Origin of the sequence: Gordonia asplenii, from assembly GCF_012933505.1 — a bacterium.
Classification (GTDB): Bacteria; Actinomycetota; Actinomycetes; order Mycobacteriales; family Mycobacteriaceae; genus Gordonia; species Gordonia asplenii.
Genome location: NZ_JABBNB010000046.1, coordinates 20,662 through 37,725, shown reverse-complemented (window position 1 = coordinate 37,725; position 17,064 = coordinate 20,662). Strand labels below are relative to the sequence as shown.

The following is a 17,064-nucleotide window of genomic DNA, read 5'->3' as shown; positions in this document are numbered from 1 at the left end:
ATGACGGGAAGGTCAAATCGCGGGTCAATCGGCAACCTGCCCGACATCTACGCTGGTCAGCGGCCTGCGATTGCTGAGTGCGACCGCGTCGGATCCGCTGCAACGAACGTTTCCCACTCGTGACGTGCGCCACATTCCGGTACGACAGTACCGATCGGAGCCGTTCGAGGCACTGCGCACATCGCCCGGCGTCGAATCCCATCCTTTTGGTCAGTGACCGGGCCCTGCTGGTCAGTTACCTGCGCGGAGGCGGGCTCATAGTGTCTTCACATGACCGCATTTCCGCAGATCAGCGCATATTTTCAAGCCGCTCTCGGCCCGACGATGCGGGCCCGACGTCGCGATGGACGAGTCGACATCCACCACGGTCTGAACGCCGAATCGATCAGCGACGCTGCCATGATCGCCGGCCTGCTGACCCTGATCGACGACGGAATGCTCTCCGGTCAAGACGCCTTCGAGGCTGCGGCGGTGGCGGTCGTCGAATCTGTCCCGCATCGCGACCCATGGTCCTGCTTCTATCGCAATACCCTGGCTGAGCTGCGCGAACATCGGTCCCCGTTTGCGCCGGTACATGCGCGTGCACGCTCCGAACTCGTAGGAACCAGCGTGCTGGAGGTGGGGTCGTGCTTTGGATTCCTGGCACTCGGATCCGCCCAGGACGGGTTCGACGTCACCGCGTGCGACATCTCCCCCGGCGCCGTATCGATGTTGTCCGCGGCGGCGTCGACGTTGAAGATTCCGATGTCCGCCCAGTTGGGCGACGCCCGCGGACTCCCGTTCGACGACGACACTTTCGACACCGTCACGCTGATTCATCTACTGGAACATCTCGACGAGCCCGACGTCGCGCAGGCGCTGCGTGAGGCGCTGCGGGTGGCCCGCGATCGCGTCGTCGTCGCTGTTCCGTATGAGGCGAAACCCAGTCCGCACTTCGGACACCTGCAGACGCTGCGCGACTCAGACCTGCGGCGTTGGGCGTCGATGGTGGAGCACGACGGTGTTCGCATCTTCGACGACCACGGCGGTTGGCTGGTGCTGACGCCGGCCGGCGCGCCGGCGTCGGCGGCATCCACCGCATGCCGCTTGGTCGGTGTGTAGGCCGACGCCGGTCAGATCAATCCACGCTTGCTGGCCGTGTAGACGGCGTCGGTACGTTTCGACACGCCCAGCTTGCGGATGATGTTGCGGATGTGGAATTTCACCGTCGACTCCGAGATGAACAGGGTCTGGCCGATCTCCTTGTTGGAGCGGCCGTCGGCGAGCAGCCTGATGACTTCGCGTTCGCGGTCGGTGAGAGTCTCCGCGGTGGGCGCCTCCCCCGATACTGCTCGCAGCACCACCGACGTACTGCGCGGATCGAATGCGCTGCCACCGCGGGATACCGTCACGATCGCCCGCACCAGTTCGGTGGTGTCGACGTCCTTGACGACGTAGCCGCGCGCGCCCGCTTTGACCGCCCGAACCACCAAGTCGTCGTCGAGGAAGGTCGTCAGCACCAGCGTGGCAACGGACGGCCAGCGCCGAGCGATCTCCGCGATCAACGTCAGTCCCTCGTATTCGGTGCCGACCGCCAATTTCAGGTCCACGACGACGACGTCGGGCGCCGTGCGGGCGACCTCGCCGACCGCGGCGTCGAGCGAACCCGCCTCTCCCACAACGACGATGGACCCGTCGCGCTCCAACAGCGACCGAAGTCCCTGGCGGAGGATGGCGTGGTCGTCGACGAGCATCGTCCGCACCGGTTGCTGGTCAGTCATGGCGCGCCTCCCCGGCGTCGGGTGCAGGAATATCGACCGCGATCCGCACACCGCCGAGGCGCGATCGCCGGATCCGAAACTGCCCGGCGTGTCCCTCGACGCGCGCGGCGATGTTGGCCAGCCCACGATGCCGCCCGGCCAGGTCGCCGTACGACGCCGCGCGCATCACCCGCCGCAGATGAGCCGGATCACCCCGCCCGTCGTCGTCGACGGTCAGCCCGATGTCGTCGTCGCCGTAGGTCAACACCAGTCGGGCCGTCGTCGCGTGCGCGTGAACCGCGGTGTTGAACAGGGCTTCGCCCGCGATCCGCAGGATGGAGTGCTGTACGTCGTCGGGAACGTCGCGCACGTGCCCGACGACCCGCACCTCGGTCTGCAGGTCGGCGGGCATGTGCATCGAACACAGCCCCTCCAGGATCTCCCCGAGTCCGGTCCCATCGTCGGTGGGTGCCTGGTTGAGCGCATAGATCACCGATCGAAGCTGTTCGACGGCGTCTTTGGTGAGCTGGCCGGCGAGTTTCAGCCGCCGGCCCGCCTCACTGTCGTCGGGCTCGTCGCCGCGCGCCACCTCGATCTGTATCCCCGCCGACAGCACCGACTGAGTCACCGAGTCATGCAGCTCACGGGCGATCCGCTCGCGCTCTTCGGAGACGACGCGCTGGCGCATTGCCGCGGACAGCTGCCGCTGGGTCAGCTCCAGATCACGATTGCGGGCAGCCAGGTCGGCCGCCTGTCGGGTGACCTGTTCATATGCCGCTTCGGCGCGGGCGAGTTGGTGGCGACTCTCCTCCAGGAGTGCGGCATTGAGCAGCGCGACGGCCGCCTGCCGCGCGAGGATCCGCAACACCACGAGGTCGGTCGCATCGACCGGTTCGTCCTGCGCCGTCCACGCCGACAGCGCCCCGACCACCCGGCCGTCCAACTCGAGGGGAACGTGCAGATGATTGTCGTCGACGATCGGACCGCGCAGACCCCGAAGTTGGTTGCGGAGAACATCATTGAGCCGGTTGAGCACGACGTCGGGCAGGTGCGCGGGCATCCGCGCGGCGCTCACGCCCTCGAAGGCGTAGATGGTTCCGTCGCCGGCCATCATCAGATGGCGCGGGCCGGTCCGACCCAGTTCGCCGTCGCACAGGGCGAAGACCACCCACTGCGCGTCGAGGTGATCACGGACAGCCTGCACCACCGAGAGCACCAGCGTCTCGGGACCCTCCGCGGTCTGCACCAGGGCTCGCGAGATCCGGTCCATCGCGCCGATGACTCGGGAAAGTCGTTGCGCGACAACGCGATATTGGGCGTAATGGGTACCTTTGACCGAATGCAGACCGACTAGCGAATCAACGATCCGCTCGCTGTCGTCGGGAGTGCTCGGTGCCGCCATTGCCTACAGCGCCTCGCGATAGATGCGTGCAACGTCGGCCGCGGTCGGTTGGCGGGGATTGGTGGTCATGCAGGCGTCGACCAGTGCATTGGCCGTGAGTAGCGCGATGTCGTCGGCGACGACACCGAGTTCGCGCAGCGTCGACGGGAGACCGACGCGTCCTGCCAACACCCCGACGGCACTCGCGAAGCTCTCCGCTACGAGGTGGTCGGATCCGTTGTGCGCCAACCCGACCGCGCGTGCCAGATCCACGTAGGGTGCCGGGTCGAGTTCCGCGTTGAACCGGATGACGTGCGGCAGGAGCACCGCGTTGATGGCACCGTGCGGGGCGTCGCAGTAGCCGCCGACCGGGTGACTCATGGCGTGGGTCGCGCCCAGGATCGCATTGGTGAACGCCATCCCCGCCTCCAACGAGGCGTAGGCCATGTCCAGCCCGGCCGCGGCGTCGGACGGGTCGTCGACGAATCGTCGGATGCTGCGCCACGCGCTGCCGATCGCATTGATCGCGGCGACGTCGGTCAATCGGCTGTGCGCTATCGACGCGTACGCCTCGATGCAGTGGGTGATGGCGTCCATTCCCGCCTGCGCCGCGACCTGCGGCGACAGCGTCGCCAGTACCCGCGGATCGACGACGGAGACGTCGGGTACCAGACCCCGCCCGATGATGGTGACTTTGGTGCGCCGATCGGAGTCGTTGACGATGCAGAACTGGGTGACGTCGGAGCCGCTGCCCGCGGTGGTGGGGGCCGCGACGAGCGGCGGCAACGGCATCGGCGCGCGGTCGATGCCCTCGTATTGCAGGATGTGCCCGCCGTTAGAAGCAAGCACCGCAACACCTTTCGCGGCGTCGATCACCGATCCCCCGCCGAGCGCGACGATTCCGTCGCAGCGACCGGTCTCGAATGCGACGAGCGCCGCAGCGATTTCGTGAGCGCGGGGATTCGGCGAGACGTCGACGAACGAGCTCGTGTGCAGCCCGGCCTTGCGCAGTCGATCGAGCAGTTCCCCGAACCACGGGGTCGCGACGACACCCCGGTCGGAGACGACGAACAGCCGTTGAACTCCCAATGCCGCCGCAGCGGGGGGAACCTCGGCCAACGCACCTTCGCCGACGATGATCTCGGGCGTGTGAAATTTGGCCACGCGGACGGTGTGTCGCGCGCGTGGCCTCGCGGAGGTTGCGACCTCGCGCATCGGCACTGGCACCTCACCTACCAATCAAGGATCTTCGATCGGCCAATCAGGAATCTCCGATCGGGACTCTACCCGCACATCACACGATGGCGGCATCGACTGACACCTGTTCGAGTGCCGCCAGGTCGTGGACCACGTGCACACGCTGGCAGTACGTCGCGTATCCGGGCAGATCGCACGATCCCAGGCCCCACGAGTAGGTCGGTTCGGGGGTGATCCAGATCGTCTCGCGCGCCCGACGGCTGATCTCTTCGAAAGCGGAGAAGTTGGGGTCACGGCCGTTGTTGCGGCCGTCGCCCAGCACGATGACGGTGGTCTTGCGGGTGACCACCCCGCCGTAGTCCGCCAAGAACTGGCCGAGCGCCTGGCCGTAGTCGGAGTCGGCCTCGGTGTCGAGGACTCCGCCCGCGGGAAGTCCGGAAACGATCAGCGACAGCGCATCCTCGATCGGATGCTCGGCGAACAGATCGGTGATCTCCACCAGGTCGGACACGAATGCGAACGATCTGACGTGCGCGACCATGCTCTGTAGTCCGTGCACCATTTGGAGGGTGAACTTCGCGGCCTGGCGTACCGACAGCGAGACGTCGGCGAGTATCAGCAGGCTCGGCCGATCACTGACCTTGGCCACGGTGATCGGCCGGAACGGGACGCCGTCGTAGCGCAGGTTCTTGCGCATGGTGCGCGCCGAGTCGACGGTGCCACGCGCGGCCACCTTGCGACGGGAGCGCGGCGCACCGTGCAGGCTGCGGATCAGTCGCCGCAGCGATTCTTCCAGGCTCGCCCGTTCGTGCTCGTGAATCGTTTGGCGCACACTGGCTTTCACCTCACGTTCTTCGATCGAGTGGTCGGTGGCCAGCAACTGCTCGAGGTGGTCGCGCAACTTCTCGGGCAATCCTTCGAGCAACCCGGCGAGTGCTCCGCGAAGCGCCGCGAGTTCGTCGGGGTGGGGCTGTGGCCCGGTCGGATCGCCTGCATCGTCGAGCCAGTCGAGCAGGGCCATCTCCTGGCTCACCGACAAGTCGACGTCGAGCCGGTTGCCGGTGGCTTCCACGAGGTCGCCGGGCAGGCCCGGATTGTTGAGCCGCGACACTGTCATCTGCACACGGGCCGCGGCCTCGGCGTTCGGGACGGTGTCGGCCGAGAGCACGATCTCATCGGTCAGCGACGCGAGGTCGAGACGATTGGCCTCCTGGTGCAGGTTGTACTGCTCGGCCAGGTCGTCGGGATCGAAGTAGTCGCGCAGATTCGACGGCGGGCCGTGGCTGTGCCCCTGCTGCGGCGTCTTACCGACCTCCTCCGACAGCGAGTACTCGTTGAGCTCGCCCGCATCGCTGAGATCGTCGTGGGTGTGCGAATGGCCTTGGCCGTCAACGTCGTCGAGCACCGGCCGCAGCCGGAAGAACCGGTCGAAGACGTCGTCGAAGGCCGCCTCGTCGCGACGGTCCTTGATGAGGCACACCGCCAGCGCCGAGCGCAGCAACTCGCGGTCCCCGAGGACTTCGCCGGCCGACGCCGCGGCGATGGCGTCGAGCACCTCGGACACGCCGATCCGGATGCCGTGCAGACGCAGCAACCGCACGAAGCGGTGGATCGCAGCTTCCATGTCGTCGGCCCGTCAGAACGGCCGCTTGCGGCGGCCGCCGGCGTTGAACGAGCGCGCGCCCTGGCTCGCACTGACCGCGCGGGTTCCGGCGTCGGTCTTGGATCCCGGTGAACCGTAGTAGTCGTCGCCGTGGCGGCCGGGCTCGTCCTTCGCCGCCCGCTTGGCGGCACCGCTCGACGAAGTATGACCGTGATCGTCGTCGTGCGTGTGAGTGTGCGCACCGTGCGAATGAGAGTGACCGTGATCGTGATCGTGATCGTGCGAGTGAAGATGTTCAGGCACAACGGCATTCGGGTCGACCAGGCGGGCGAGCGCGTCGACCGCACGAGTCAGGTCGCGATCGTATTTGACCACTACGTTGGCAGTCTGCGACAGGATCTCCGGCGTCAACTCGTCGGCGCCGAGCACCGCGAGGGTGCGCGCCCAATCGATCGCCTCGGAGATACTCGGTGCCTTACGCAGGTCGAGTTCGCGCAATCCACGGACGATCTGCACCAGCTTCTCGGCCAGACTGTCGGCGAGGCCGGTGTCCTTCGACCGGATGATCTCCAGCTCCCGATCGGCCGTCGGATAGTCCAGCGACAGGTGCAGACACCGACGCTTGAGAGCAGCGGACAGATCGCGAGTGTTGTTGGAGGTCAACACGATCAGTGGTCGATGAGTGGCGACGAAGGTACCGATCTCGGGCACCGACACCTGATATTCCGCCAGTAGTTCGAGCAACACGGCTTCGAGTGCTTCGTCGGCGCGGTCGACCTCGTCGATGAGCAGCACGACGGGTTCGGTGCTGCGGACGGCTTCGAGCAGCGGGCGCGGCGCGAGGAACCGTTCGGAGAAGAACACTCCTTCCTCAGCTCCGATGCGGTCGACAGCCTCGGACAGCGTCGCGGTGTCGGCGACTACCTGACTGATCTTCTCGCGCAGGACCTGGGTGTAGAGCAGTTGCTTGCCGTAGTCCCACTCGTAGAGTGCGGTGGTCTCGTCTTGGCCCTCATAACACTGCAGCCGCAACAGCTTTCGGCCGGTGACCGCAGCGAGCTTCTTGGCGAGTTCAGTCTTGCCGACGCCGGCTGGGCCCTCCAGCAGGATCGGCTTCTCCAGTCGAGACTGCAGAAAGACGGTAGTAGCCAGGCGTTGGTCGGCGAGGTAGCCCGCCGCCGCGAAACGCGCGACGACGTCGTCGACGTCGATGAACTCCGGTCCCTCGGTCATGCTCGCCTCAACTTCGTCGATGATGTCTTCGTACACGGACACGGACTTCTTCTCCTCTCCGCCGCAGCGGGTGACCCCCGGCCGGATGGGCCCGACCGGGGGTGGTCGACTTACGGCAGCAGCTCGTCGAGATCGCCGTTGAACGCGTGCTCGACGACCGGGCGGACCGTCTCGAACGTGCATTCCTTCGGGTTGCCCGGCGTGCAGGCGTCGCCGAGGACGTGGTTGGTGATCGCGTCGATAGTCGCTGCGTCGGTGGTGATCTCCTTGCGCGCCTCGTAGAACTTGGTCGGGCCTTCGCCGAGCCGGTTCTTCGGATACGTGTTCTGCTTGACGTCGGCGAACTTCTCGACGATGCCCACATCGCGCAGCAGGCGGATCGACGCCTCGAGCGCAGCGTCGGCGGCCTGCACCTTGGTCATGCCGTGGGTGTCGACGCCCATCGCGTCGGCCATGTCGGCGAAGCGCTCGTACATGACGGGCATGTTGAACGCCCATACGCGGGGCAGCGCGATGGCGTTGTTGAGACCGTGGTGGGTGTCGAAGAAGGCCGAGACAGCATGACTGATCGAGTGGATGATGCCGAGGCCACCGGAGTTGAAGGCTTGCGCCGCAATGTATTGCGCGTACATCATGCCCTCGCGACCGGCGAGCTCGGTGGGATTCCACGTGGCCTCGCGCAGGTGGCGCGCGGTCATCCGCACCGCGTGCAGGGCGTTACCCATCGACGGCGGGAAGTTCAGCCGCGACACGTACGGCTCGGAGGCGTGCGCAAGGACGTCGAAGCCGCACTGCGCTGTGTAGGCGACGGGGCAGTCGTAGTAAAGCACCGGGTCGTCGATCGCCAGCGAAGTCACCGCGGCGTCGTCGAACGCGACATACTTGTGCGGCTTGTCGGGGTCGGTGGTGGTGTCGGTGATGACGTACGCCCAGGACGTCTCCGAACCGGTGCCCGCGGTGGTCGACACAGCGATATGCGGTGGGTTCTTGGGGTTCTCACTCTTGTTGAAGCCCTCGAACTCATTGACATTGCGGCCGTCGTGGGCGACCGAGATGCGCGCACCCTTGCACGCGTCGTGTGCCGATCCGCCGCCGATGGAGATGAAGGAGTCGCACTTCTCCGAGTTGTACAGCGCGACGGCATCCATCACGTTGTAGTCCTTGGGGTTGGACTCCACCTGGTCATAGACGACGACGTCGAGGCCGTGGTACTTGCACGATTCGGCGATCTTGTGGACCGTGTCGCTGCCGCGCAGACCGGTAGTCATGATCAAGGTCTTCTTGAAACCCAGTTTGAGGGCCTCCGGACCGATCATCTCGTGGGCGCCCGGCCCCATCATCGCCCGCGGGAAGGGGTGAAACTCTTTGATGGGGAACGGCTTCAGTAGCTCATCTACCTGCATGATGCTCCTGGCTTTCTCGCGATGACACGCGATCGTCGGTAGTCGATTTCAGTGGAACGCCTTCCGACGTTAGCCACGTCACACTTGCCCGAGAAGCGTTGTGCGCCTATACCGTTCGTCTCATCGCCGTAGTCGGTTCGAATGGTCAGGCGGCTACCTGACCGGACGGACAGGATGGTCGGGTCAGGTCCGGGCCGGCAGCGCGAAACCCCACGGCAGCTCCAGCCGGTGCCGAGCGAGCAGTTCGGAGTCGGCGAGGATCCGATGGGTCGCACCGTCGGCGACGACGCGTCCGGCGTCGAGAATGATCGCCCGCTCGCACAGCTGCGCCGCATAGGGTAGGTCGTGGGTGACGATCAGCATCGTGGTGTCGAGCCGGGTCAGCGTGCGTGCCAGTTCGCTGCGCGCCGTCGGGTCGAGGTTGGCCGACGGCTCGTCGAGAACGAGAATGCTTGGGCGGCAGGCCAATACCGTGGCGAGAGCACCCCGGCGCCGCTGCCCGCCGGACAGGTGATGCGGGCTACGGCCGGCGTGTTCGGTCATCTCGACCGCGGCGAGCGCCTCGTCGACCCGCTGCTGCAATTCGGCACCACACAGCCCGAAGTTGGCCGGCCCGAAGGCGACGTCGTCGGCGAGGGTCGGCATGAACAACTGGTCGTCGGGATCTTGGAAGACCAGCCCGACGTCTCGGCGTATGGCGCGAACGGTGTTGCGCGCCACCGTGATTCCATTGACCGCGACGTGACCGTCGGCGGCCAGGAGTACCCCGTTGAGGTGCAGCATGAGGGTCGTCTTGCCCGCGCCGTTGGGACCGAGCAAGGCGACCCGCTCGCCGGGTGCGATGGTCAGGTTGACTCCGTCGAGTACGGTGCGGCCGTCGGGATAGCGGAAGGTGACGTCGGCGACGTCGATGGCCGGCGTCGTCATCGAATCATCCACGCACACAGAGTGATCCCCACCGCTGCCACGACCGGGACGAGTGCGGCGCCCCACTGCGCCGCGGTGGCCCGAGCGGGCCCCAGCACCGCGGGCATCGCGCCGGAGAATCCACGCGACGCCATTGCCAAATGGACCCGTTCGCCACGTTCATAGGCCCGGACGAACAGTGCGCCAACGCCTTTGGCGATCGCTCCGGCTTGGTGGAGCAACCGCGGCGAGTCACCCCGGGACAGTCGCGCGATGTGTGTTCGCCGTACCTCGTCAGCCAGGAGGTCGAGATAGCGCAGCATCATCACCATCACCGGCGTGACCGTCGCCGGCACACCGAGACGACTCAGTGCGATCGGCAGCATCGTCGTCGGGGTGGTTGCGGCGAAGATCAGTGCGGCCGTGACACCGAGGGTGCCCTTGATGAGGATTCCCCAGGCGGCGTGAAGCCCGGCCACCGACAGCGACATGCCCAGCACCTGCGTGCGCTCCCCCGTCCCGGCGATCGGCAGCAACACCGCGAGTACGACGAACGGGGCTTCGATCATCATGCGCGGCATCATCATCCGTGGGCCGAGCCTTGCCAGCGCGCAGAGCGCGGCAAGGACCGCCGCGAACCCGGCGTAGGGCCACACCACGTCACGCGGCGTCGCCACGACGGCGAATACGAAGAGCACCAGGGCAGCCAACTTCACCTCGGCGGGCAGTCGGTGGACGACGGTCTGCCCGGCGACGTAGAGCCGGTCGGCATGGACCCCGCTCACGCCGACGCCCGGTTCTTGCGCGCGAGCAGCCACAGCAGCCCACCGGCCACCGCGAGGGTCGTGAACACTCCCACTATCCCGGCGATGCCGGTGGCGCCGTGCAGTCCAGCGACCGAGTAACCGGCCAGCGGAGACGACGCCATCGCATGGTCGGTGACATGTTGAGCGATGCAGGAACCGTGCAACTGCTCGACGCCGTCGACCTTGACCGTCTGGCAGCCGCGCTGAGTCGTGGCGTCGAGTCCGTCCGGCGTCGAGACCGCGAAGTAGGACACCGCACCCGCGATCACCAGCGTGACGAACATGCCGATGGCGAGCAGACGCCGGCGCGTCATGCGCTGACCCGCGCCGAGGCCGACGAGGTGCGCGCCGGCACCGTCCGCCAGAGGTAGATCAGGTCGGGCCGGGATCGAGCCACCGCGCCGACGGTCACCGCGGTGATCAGCCCCTCCCCGATACCGATCAGCACGTGGGTGCCCCACATGTATGCGGCAACGGTCGAGATCGAAGTGAAGGCCGCGCCGCCGATCAGATATTCGATGATGAATCCCGTTGCCGCGCAGACTGTTCCGATCATCGCTGCGATGAATCCGACGATCGACAGACCGCGGGGGGTGCGGCCGCGGGCGCCTGCCGCGCGCAGCGCCAGCAACGCTACCGCGTATCCCGCGAAAGATCCGATCAGCGCCATGTTGGTGATATTCGCACCGAGCGCGGTGACCCCGCCGTCGGCGAACAGCAACGATTGCACCACCAGCACGACACCGATGCACAATGCTCCGGTGTAGGGGCCGACGAGGATCGCCGCGAGCGCACCGCCGAGCAGGTGGCCGCTGACTCCCGGCAGTACCGGAAAGTTCACCATCTGCACGGCGAAAATGAACGCGGCGACCAAACCGGCGAGCGGGACGGCGCGGTCGTCGAGCGTCCGGCGCGTGCGAACCGCGCAGAAGCCTAGTCCCGCAACGGCTACCGCGCCGAATAGCAGGGACGTCGGTGCATTGATGATGCCGTCGCTCATATGCATGGCGACTGTGGTGGAGGTCATACGCCGACGCTAAGAGCGCCCGCCGTCATCTGTCCAGCTATTCAGATGAAACGGCGTAGAGACTATCCGACCGGTCAGGTAGGTCACTGACCTCGTCGATGATCGGCACCCATCCAATGCAGGAGCCGGTGGACCGTCTCGTCGTCGAGCCGGTAACTCACCGACCGCCCGATCCGTGTTGCGCTGACCCAGCCCTGGTGTCGGAGCACCCGCAGCGCCTGCGACACCGCGGTCTCCGTTCGGCCGACGGCAGTGGCGATCTCGCCGACGAAGATGCCGGGCCGCTGGTGCAGCACGATGAGGATCTGCAGGCGATGCGGATCCGACATCAGGTCGAAGCGCGTGGTCCACTCGTCGACGTCGATGTCGTGATCGACGTGATCGTGCGGGTCGCCTGCGGCCATCTCAGCTGATGACCCGCTCGATGGTTCCACCGAGCTTTCGCAGGTTCTCCACGAAGTCCGGGTAGCCGCGATCGATGTGCTCGACGTCGTGCACCTCGGTCACGCCGTCGGCGACCAGTCCGGCGAGCACGAGCCCCGCGCCGGCGCGGATGTCCGAGGACCAGACCGGTGCGCTGGAAAGCTGTTCGATGCCACGGATGACGGCGTGGTGACCGTCGGTGCGGGCGTCGGCGCCGAGTCGCACCATCTCCTCGACGAACCGGAATCGCGCCTCGAAGACGTTCTCGGTGACCACCGACATTCCCTCGGAGACGGCCGCCAACCCGATCGCCATCGGCTGCAGGTCGGTGGGGAATCCGGGGAACGGCAACGTCGAGACATTCACCGCGACCGGACGTTCGGCCTGCTGGACGCGAAACCCGTCGTCGAATCGGTCGACCTGCGCCCCGGCGTCGCGGAGCTTGTTCAGCACCAGCGAGAGATGGTTGGGGTCGACTCCGCGAACGGTGACGTCGCCGCGGGTCATCGCCGCGGCGATGCCCCAGGTCGCGCCGACGATCCGGTCACCGATGACGCGGTGGGTGGTCGGCGCGAGTCGCGGTACGCCGGTGATCGTCAAGGTGGATGTGCCCGCGCCCTCGATGAGTGCGCCCATCTGCTGCAACATCTCGCAGAGGTCGACGATCTCCGGTTCGCGCGCGGCGTTGTCGATGGTGGTGACGCCGTCGGCGAGCACCGCGGCCATCAGGATGTTCTCCGTCGCGCCGACCGACGGGAAGTCGAGGGCGACCGGCGCACCCTGCAACGAATCAGCTTGGGCGACAACGCAACCGTGCTCGATCGAACTGTGCGCGCCGAGCGCGCGCAGACCGGCCTGGTGCATGTCGAGGGGTCGGGAGCCGATGGCGTCGCCGCCGGGCAGCGCGACGACGGCCCGATGGCAGCGCGCCATCAGCGGCCCCAGCACGCACACCGAGGCGCGGAACTGCTTCACGGCGTCGAAGTCGGCGTGGTAGTGCGGTTGGGCGGGGACGTCGATGGTGACGACGTCGTGGTTGACGTCGACGGTGGCGCCGAGGCCCCGCAGGACGTCGGCCATCAGCGGGACGTCGGCGATGTCGGGCGCGTTGGTCAGTACGGTTGTGCCTTCGGCCAGCAACGCTGCCGCCATCAGCTTCAACACGCTGTTCTTGGCCCCTCCGACGGATACCTCACCGGACAAGCGCGCTCCACCGGTCACCAGAAAGCGATCATTCACCCGGACAGTTTATCTGGCAGTAACCCGGGTAGATTCGGAAGGCATGGCTGTCCACCTCACCCGCATCTACACCCGAACCGGCGACGACGGAAGCACCGGTCTGTCCGACTTCTCGCGTGTCGCGAAGACCGACGCCCGGGTCGTCGCCTACGCGGACTGCGACGAGGCCAACGCCGTGCTGGGGACCGCACTGACACTCGGCGCATTGCCCGACGACGTCGTCGCGGTGTTGCGCACCGTGCAGAATGACCTGTTCGACGCCGGAGCCGACTTGTCGACGCCCGTCGTCGACGACCCGAAGTATCCGCCGCTGCGCATCGAGCAAGGTTATGTCGACGCGTTGGAGACCTGGTGCGACTCCTTCGGCGCGGACCTGCCGGCGCTGGACTCGTTCATCCTTCCGGGCGGGTCGCCCGGCGCGGCATTGCTGCATCACGCGCGGACTGTCGTGCGCCGCGCCGAACGCTCGGCGTGGGCGGCGATCGACGCCAATCCGGACAACACGTCGGCGCTGCCCGCGAAGTACCTGAACCGGCTGTCGGACCTGCTGTTCATCCTGGCGCGAGTAGTCGCGCGACGCGACGGAAGCGGCGATGTGAAATGGGTGCCCGGCGGCGAGCGGGAGCGGTAGCGTCGGCCTCAACCAGCGGAGAGGGCTTGCCGTCGGTGAATCCCGGCTCACCGCCCCCGCTGCGACCTCGCCGACTGCCGCGACTCCAACCACGACGTGAACGCCGTCATCGCCTCGGCACTCATCGCCAGCTCGAACGCTCCCCCGACGCCGTCGGCGCCGGGTTCCAGTTCGGCGATGCGCATGCCGTCGAGGATCTCGTCTTCGGTGCCCACCGGGTCACGTCTGCGGCCGATCTCGATGGCGCTGCGGATGAGCGTGATCGTCGGGCCCGGCCGCAACGAGGACAGCCGGTAGAAGCGCAGCACGTTGTCGCCGTAGGCGATGGTGCCGTGCCGCCACCCGGCGTCGGCGGCGGCGGGCAGCTCGCGCAGCAACACCGGAGTACCCTCCCGGCGTAGCTCGGTGAGCCGATACACGACCAGCCCCAACAGCAGGACTCCGGCGATCAACGCTACGGCCAGCGCGATCAACGCTCCACCCATGGCGTCACACCTCCTGAGTTCGTCTGGGACAGGTCAGCAAACAGATACATCCAGAATGCCAGTCGCCCGGAAGGTTTGAAACAAACCTTCCGGGCGACGGACATCACATTATTTACGCCGGTGACTACTTGGCGAGCTGTTCGGCGGCGACCAGCCGCGAACGTGCACGCGTGTAGTCCTCGGTTCCCGGCTCTTCGTTGTCGAGTGCCTCGCGAGCGGAAGCGACGTCGACGTCGTCGGCCCACTCGGCGAACTCGGCGAGGACGGTCACGACCTCGCCGGTCACCGAGAGGAACCCGCCGGTGACCGCGGCGGCGCGGCGTGTGCCGCTCTCCTCCACGATCACCACGTAGCCGCCGGAGATCAGCTCTCCGAGGAGCGGTTCGTGGCCAGCCAGGATACCGAGTTCACCGGTGACGGTATGGGCGATGACGAAGGTCGCACTCCCCGAGTACAACCGATCGTCCGCCGAGACGATCTCGACCTGAAAGCTCTTGTCTGCCATCGCGAACCGCTACTTTCCGAGGATCTTCGCGGCGGCAGCCTCCACGTCGTCCAGACCACCGCAGCTGTCGAAGGCCTGCTCGGGCAGATGATCGAACTCGCCCTTGCAGACGCGATCGAAAGCCTCGATCGTGTCGGCCAGCGGAACGACCGAGCCCTTCTGGCCGGTGAACTTCTCGGCGACGAGGAAGTTCTGGCCCAGGAACTTCTGGATGCGACGGGCACGCTGAACGGTGACCTTGTCCTCTTCGGAGAGCTCGTCCATACCGAGGATGGCGATGATGTCCTGCAGTTCCTTGTACTTCTGCAGGATGCGCTTGACCTCGTTGGCGACGCGGAAGTGCTCTTCGCCGACGATCGACGCTTCCAGGATGCGCGAGGTCGAGGTCAGCGGATCCACGGCCGGATAGATACCCAGCTGCGAGATCGGGCGCGAAAGCTCGGTGGTCGCGTCGAGGTGAGCGAACGTGGTCGCCGGCGCCGGGTCGGTGTAGTCGTCGGCGGGGACGTAGATGGCCTGCAGCGACGTGATCGAACGACCCTTGGTCGAGGTGATGCGCTCCTGCAGCTCGCCCATCTCGTCAGCCAGGGTGGGCTGGTAACCCACGGCCGACGGCATACGGCCGAGCAGCGTGGACACCTCGGAACCGGCCTGGGTGAAACGGAAGATGTTGTCGATGAACAGCAGCACGTCCTGCTCCTTCACATCGCGGAAGTACTCCGCCATGGTCAGAGCGGACAGAGCCACGCGCATACGGGTGCCTGGCGGCTCGTCCATCTGGCCGAACACCAGCGCGGTGTCCTGCAGAACGCCCATCTCCTCCATTTCGAGGTGAAGGTCGGTGCCCTCACGGGTGCGCTCACCGACGCCGGCGAACACCGACGTTCCGGAGAACTCACGCGCGATACGGGTGATCATCTCCTGGATCAGAACGGTCTTGCCGACACCGGCGCCACCGAACAGACCGATCTTGCCGCCCTTGACGTACGGGGTCAGCAGGTCGATGACCTTGATGCCGGTCTCGAGGATCTCGGTCTTGCCTTCGAGCTCGTCGAATGACGGAGGCTTGCGGTGGATGCCCCACTGCTCGCCGTCACGGCCGAGTCCGGGGGTGTCGAGGCAGTCGCCGAGTGCGTTGAAGACGTGACCCTTCACGACGTCGCCGACGGGCACCGAGATCGGCTTGCCGGTGTCGGTGACAATCGCGCCGCGGACCAGACCGTCGGTGGGCTGCATCGAGATGGCGCGGACCAGGTTGTCGCCGAGGTGCTGAGCGACCTCGAGCGTGAGGGTCTTGGCCACCGAAGGCAGCTCGACCTGCGAGTGCAGGGCGTTGAACAGGTCGGGCACCGAGCCGCGAGGGAACTCGATGTCGACCACGGGGCCGATGATGCGAACGACGCGCCCGGCCGCGGAGTCGCTCGCATTCGACGATGCGGGGTTTGTTACTGCAGCGGTCATTTTGGTTGGGTCACTTCCTCTTTGGGGTCTGGTGGCAGCGAAGTCGCGTGGGCGCCGGCATCAGCCGAGTGCGCTCGCACCGCCGACGATCTCGCTGATTTCCTGGGTGATCTGGGCCTGACGCAGCTGGTTCGCTTCGCGCGAGAGCGACTTCGACAACTCTTCAGCGTTGTCCGTCGCCGCCTTCATCGCGGTGCGTCGAGCCGCCGACTCCGATGCCGAACTGTCCAGCAGCGCCGCATAGATGCGGGTCGCCACGTACCTCGGCAGCAACGAGGACAGCAGTGCCTCGGCGCTCGGCTCGAACTCGTAGTTGCGGGAGGGCAGTTCGTCACTGTCCACCGGCAACGGCAGCATCGGGACCACGCGCCGGACCTCGGGGTTCTGCGTCAACATCGACACGAACTTCGTGTAGACGATGTGCAGCTCGTCGACGCCCTCCAGGACGCCGACGCCGTCACGACGCTCGACCTCGGTTCCCGACCCGGCCTCGAACAGCTTGACCAGGAACTTCGAGACGTCGGCGGCGTCGGAGTATTCCGGCGCCTGCGAGAAGCCCGTCCAGTTGTCCTGGACGTCGGTGCCACGGAAGGTGAAGAACCCGACACCCTTTTGACCCGTCACGAACAAGACCGCTTCCTTGCCCTCCTGCTCGAGGAGCGCGATGAGCTGGCGGGCGGCCTTGAGGACATTGGAGTTGTAACCGCCGCACATGCCGCGGTCGCTGGTGACGACGAGTACCGCGGCGCGCTTGGGATTCTCCCGCTGCACGAGCAGCGGATGATCGAGCGAACCGGCGGACGACGCCAATTCGGTCAGCACCGCCGTCATCTCCGTGGAGTACGGCTTCGCCGCCGCAACTCGCGCCTGAGCCTTGGTGATCCGCGACGTCGCGATCAGCTCCTGCGCCTTGGTGATCTTCTTGGTCGACTGCACCGACCTGATGCGTGAGCGCAGCTCACGAATGCTGGCCATCTAGCGCATCCTCCCGTCTGATCGTGTGGTACTTACGCCCATGTCGTTAC

Annotated in this window: 18 protein-coding genes; 2 read left to right on the top strand and 16 right to left on the bottom strand. The window is 66.4% G+C overall.

All coding sequences use genetic code 11. The features are described 5' to 3' along the window. The first annotated feature begins 270 nt into the window (after positions 1 to 270). Positions 271 to 1,101: a mycofactocin oligosaccharide methyltransferase MftM gene (gene mftM, locus HH308_RS27590; protein WP_170197494.1), complete on the top strand. Its 831-nt coding sequence runs from the start codon at positions 271 to 273 to the stop codon at positions 1,099 to 1,101. Between the two features lie 11 nt (positions 1,102 to 1,112). Here mftM and HH308_RS27585 read toward each other — a convergent pair whose 3' ends face one another. The 12 genes from HH308_RS27585 to murA form a co-directional block, all read right to left on the bottom strand. After that, complete coding sequence (locus tag HH308_RS27585; protein ID WP_170197493.1) at positions 1,113 to 1,760, bottom strand: MadR family response regulator transcription factor; 648 nt, start codon at positions 1,758 to 1,760, stop codon at positions 1,113 to 1,115. Next, entirely contained in the window at positions 1,753 to 3,141 is a 1,389-nt protein-coding gene (locus HH308_RS27580) for a MadS family sensor histidine kinase (RefSeq protein WP_170197492.1), read from the bottom strand. The genes HH308_RS27585 and HH308_RS27580 overlap by 8 nt, the downstream gene beginning before the upstream one ends. A gap of 3 nt (positions 3,142 to 3,144) precedes the next feature. After that, the gene (locus HH308_RS27575) at positions 3,145 to 4,335 is read right to left on the bottom strand and encodes an iron-containing alcohol dehydrogenase (protein WP_170197491.1); all 1,191 of its coding nucleotides are present in this window, start codon (positions 4,333 to 4,335) and stop codon (positions 3,145 to 3,147) included. A 79-nt stretch (positions 4,336 to 4,414) separates the two neighbouring features. After that, the gene (locus HH308_RS27570; RefSeq protein WP_170197490.1) at positions 4,415 to 5,941 is read right to left on the bottom strand and encodes a VWA domain-containing protein; all 1,527 of its coding nucleotides are present in this window, start codon (positions 5,939 to 5,941) and stop codon (positions 4,415 to 4,417) included. Positions 5,942 to 5,953: 12 nt separating this feature from the next. Then, positions 5,954 to 7,153 (bottom strand): AAA family ATPase, encoded by a 1,200-nt coding sequence (locus HH308_RS27565; protein WP_170197496.1) that lies wholly within the window; start codon positions 7,151 to 7,153, stop codon positions 5,954 to 5,956. A gap of 110 nt (positions 7,154 to 7,263) precedes the next feature. Continuing rightward, positions 7,264 to 8,556 carry an NDMA-dependent methanol dehydrogenase gene (gene mdo / locus HH308_RS27560; RefSeq protein ID WP_170197489.1) on the bottom strand — a complete coding sequence of 431 codons (1,293 nt, stop codon included), beginning with the start codon at positions 8,554 to 8,556 and terminating at the stop codon, positions 7,264 to 7,266. Between the two features lie 183 nt (positions 8,557 to 8,739). Beyond that, positions 8,740 to 9,483 carry an energy-coupling factor ABC transporter ATP-binding protein gene (locus HH308_RS27555; protein ID WP_170197495.1) on the bottom strand — a complete coding sequence of 248 codons (744 nt, stop codon included), beginning with the start codon at positions 9,481 to 9,483 and terminating at the stop codon, positions 8,740 to 8,742. After that, positions 9,480 to 10,247, bottom strand: a complete 768-nt coding sequence (gene cbiQ, locus HH308_RS27550) for a cobalt ECF transporter T component CbiQ (protein WP_170197488.1) — start codon at positions 10,245 to 10,247, stop codon at positions 9,480 to 9,482. The genes HH308_RS27555 and cbiQ overlap by 4 nt, the downstream gene beginning before the upstream one ends. Continuing rightward, positions 10,244 to 10,582 (bottom strand): PDGLE domain-containing protein, encoded by a 339-nt coding sequence (locus HH308_RS30030; protein ID WP_170197487.1) that lies wholly within the window; start codon positions 10,580 to 10,582, stop codon positions 10,244 to 10,246. Before HH308_RS30030 ends, cbiQ begins: the two co-directional genes overlap by 4 nt. Next, positions 10,579 to 11,295 carry an energy-coupling factor ABC transporter permease gene (locus HH308_RS27540; RefSeq protein WP_170197486.1) on the bottom strand — a complete coding sequence of 239 codons (717 nt, stop codon included), beginning with the start codon at positions 11,293 to 11,295 and terminating at the stop codon, positions 10,579 to 10,581. Before HH308_RS27540 ends, HH308_RS30030 begins: the two co-directional genes overlap by 4 nt. A gap of 83 nt (positions 11,296 to 11,378) precedes the next feature. After that, positions 11,379 to 11,699, bottom strand: coding sequence for an ArsR/SmtB family transcription factor (locus tag HH308_RS27535; RefSeq protein ID WP_170197485.1), 321 nt, complete (start codon positions 11,697 to 11,699; stop codon positions 11,379 to 11,381). A gap of 1 nt (position 11,700) precedes the next feature. Continuing rightward, positions 11,701 to 12,957 carry a UDP-N-acetylglucosamine 1-carboxyvinyltransferase gene (murA, locus tag HH308_RS27530; protein ID WP_170197484.1) on the bottom strand — a complete coding sequence of 419 codons (1,257 nt, stop codon included), beginning with the start codon at positions 12,955 to 12,957 and terminating at the stop codon, positions 11,701 to 11,703. Between the two features lie 43 nt (positions 12,958 to 13,000). Between murA and HH308_RS27525 the strand changes: the two genes are divergently transcribed. Then, positions 13,001 to 13,588: a cob(I)yrinic acid a,c-diamide adenosyltransferase gene (locus HH308_RS27525; RefSeq protein ID WP_170197483.1), complete on the top strand. Its 588-nt coding sequence runs from the start codon at positions 13,001 to 13,003 to the stop codon at positions 13,586 to 13,588. A 47-nt stretch (positions 13,589 to 13,635) separates the two neighbouring features. Here the strand turns inward: HH308_RS27525 and HH308_RS27520 are convergent, their stop codons facing one another. The 4 genes from HH308_RS27520 to HH308_RS27505 all read right to left on the bottom strand — a co-directional run bounded on the left by HH308_RS27520 (position 13,636) and on the right by HH308_RS27505 (position 17,014). Continuing rightward, complete coding sequence (locus HH308_RS27520) at positions 13,636 to 14,073, bottom strand: DUF2550 domain-containing protein (RefSeq protein ID WP_170197482.1); 438 nt, start codon at positions 14,071 to 14,073, stop codon at positions 13,636 to 13,638. Positions 14,074 to 14,197: 124 nt separating this feature from the next. Continuing rightward, positions 14,198 to 14,578, bottom strand: a complete 381-nt coding sequence (locus tag HH308_RS27515; protein ID WP_170197481.1) for a F0F1 ATP synthase subunit epsilon — start codon at positions 14,576 to 14,578, stop codon at positions 14,198 to 14,200. 9 nt (positions 14,579 to 14,587) lie between these two features. Further along, positions 14,588 to 16,039, bottom strand: a complete 1,452-nt coding sequence (gene atpD / locus HH308_RS27510; protein WP_170197480.1) for a F0F1 ATP synthase subunit beta — start codon at positions 16,037 to 16,039, stop codon at positions 14,588 to 14,590. Between the two features lie 60 nt (positions 16,040 to 16,099). Then, the gene (locus HH308_RS27505; RefSeq protein ID WP_170197479.1) at positions 16,100 to 17,014 is read right to left on the bottom strand and encodes a F0F1 ATP synthase subunit gamma; all 915 of its coding nucleotides are present in this window, start codon (positions 17,012 to 17,014) and stop codon (positions 16,100 to 16,102) included. Between the last annotated feature and the right edge of the window lie 50 nt (positions 17,015 to 17,064).

What these genes read in the sequence shown, in the direction of transcription:
- HH308_RS27585 (WP_170197493.1), bottom strand. Translation starts at nt 1,760, where the DNA reads ATGACTGACCAGCAACCGGTGCGGACGATGCTCGTCGACGACCACGCC.
- HH308_RS27540 (WP_170197486.1), bottom strand. Translation starts at nt 11,295, where the DNA reads ATGACCTCCACCACAGTCGCCATGCATATGAGCGACGGCATCATCAAT.
- HH308_RS27520 (WP_170197482.1), bottom strand. Translation starts at nt 14,073, where the DNA reads ATGGGTGGAGCGTTGATCGCGCTGGCCGTAGCGTTGATCGCCGGAGTC.
- HH308_RS27515 (WP_170197481.1), bottom strand. Translation starts at nt 14,578, where the DNA reads ATGGCAGACAAGAGCTTTCAGGTCGAGATCGTCTCGGCGGACGATCGG.
- HH308_RS30030 (WP_170197487.1), bottom strand. Translation starts at nt 10,582, where the DNA reads ATGACGCGCCGGCGTCTGCTCGCCATCGGCATGTTCGTCACGCTGGTG.
- HH308_RS27505 (WP_170197479.1), bottom strand. Translation starts at nt 17,014, where the DNA reads ATGGCCAGCATTCGTGAGCTGCGCTCACGCATCAGGTCGGTGCAGTCG.
- HH308_RS27535 (WP_170197485.1), bottom strand. Translation starts at nt 11,699, where the DNA reads ATGGCCGCAGGCGACCCGCACGATCACGTCGATCACGACATCGACGTC.
- HH308_RS27570 (WP_170197490.1), bottom strand. Translation starts at nt 5,941, where the DNA reads ATGGAAGCTGCGATCCACCGCTTCGTGCGGTTGCTGCGTCTGCACGGC.
- HH308_RS27575 (WP_170197491.1), bottom strand. Translation starts at nt 4,335, where the DNA reads ATGCGCGAGGTCGCAACCTCCGCGAGGCCACGCGCGCGACACACCGTC.
- HH308_RS27555 (WP_170197495.1), bottom strand. Translation starts at nt 9,483, where the DNA reads ATGACGACGCCGGCCATCGACGTCGCCGACGTCACCTTCCGCTATCCC.
- mdo (WP_170197489.1), bottom strand. Translation starts at nt 8,556, where the DNA reads ATGCAGGTAGATGAGCTACTGAAGCCGTTCCCCATCAAAGAGTTTCAC.
- HH308_RS27525 (WP_170197483.1), top strand. Translation starts at nt 13,001, where the DNA reads ATGGCTGTCCACCTCACCCGCATCTACACCCGAACCGGCGACGACGGA.
- HH308_RS27565 (WP_170197496.1), bottom strand. Translation starts at nt 7,153, where the DNA reads ATGACCGAGGGACCGGAGTTCATCGACGTCGACGACGTCGTCGCGCGT.
- mftM (WP_170197494.1), top strand. Translation starts at nt 271, where the DNA reads ATGACCGCATTTCCGCAGATCAGCGCATATTTTCAAGCCGCTCTCGGC.
- atpD (WP_170197480.1), bottom strand. Translation starts at nt 16,039, where the DNA reads ATGACCGCTGCAGTAACAAACCCCGCATCGTCGAATGCGAGCGACTCC.
- HH308_RS27580 (WP_170197492.1), bottom strand. Translation starts at nt 3,141, where the DNA reads ATGGCGGCACCGAGCACTCCCGACGACAGCGAGCGGATCGTTGATTCG.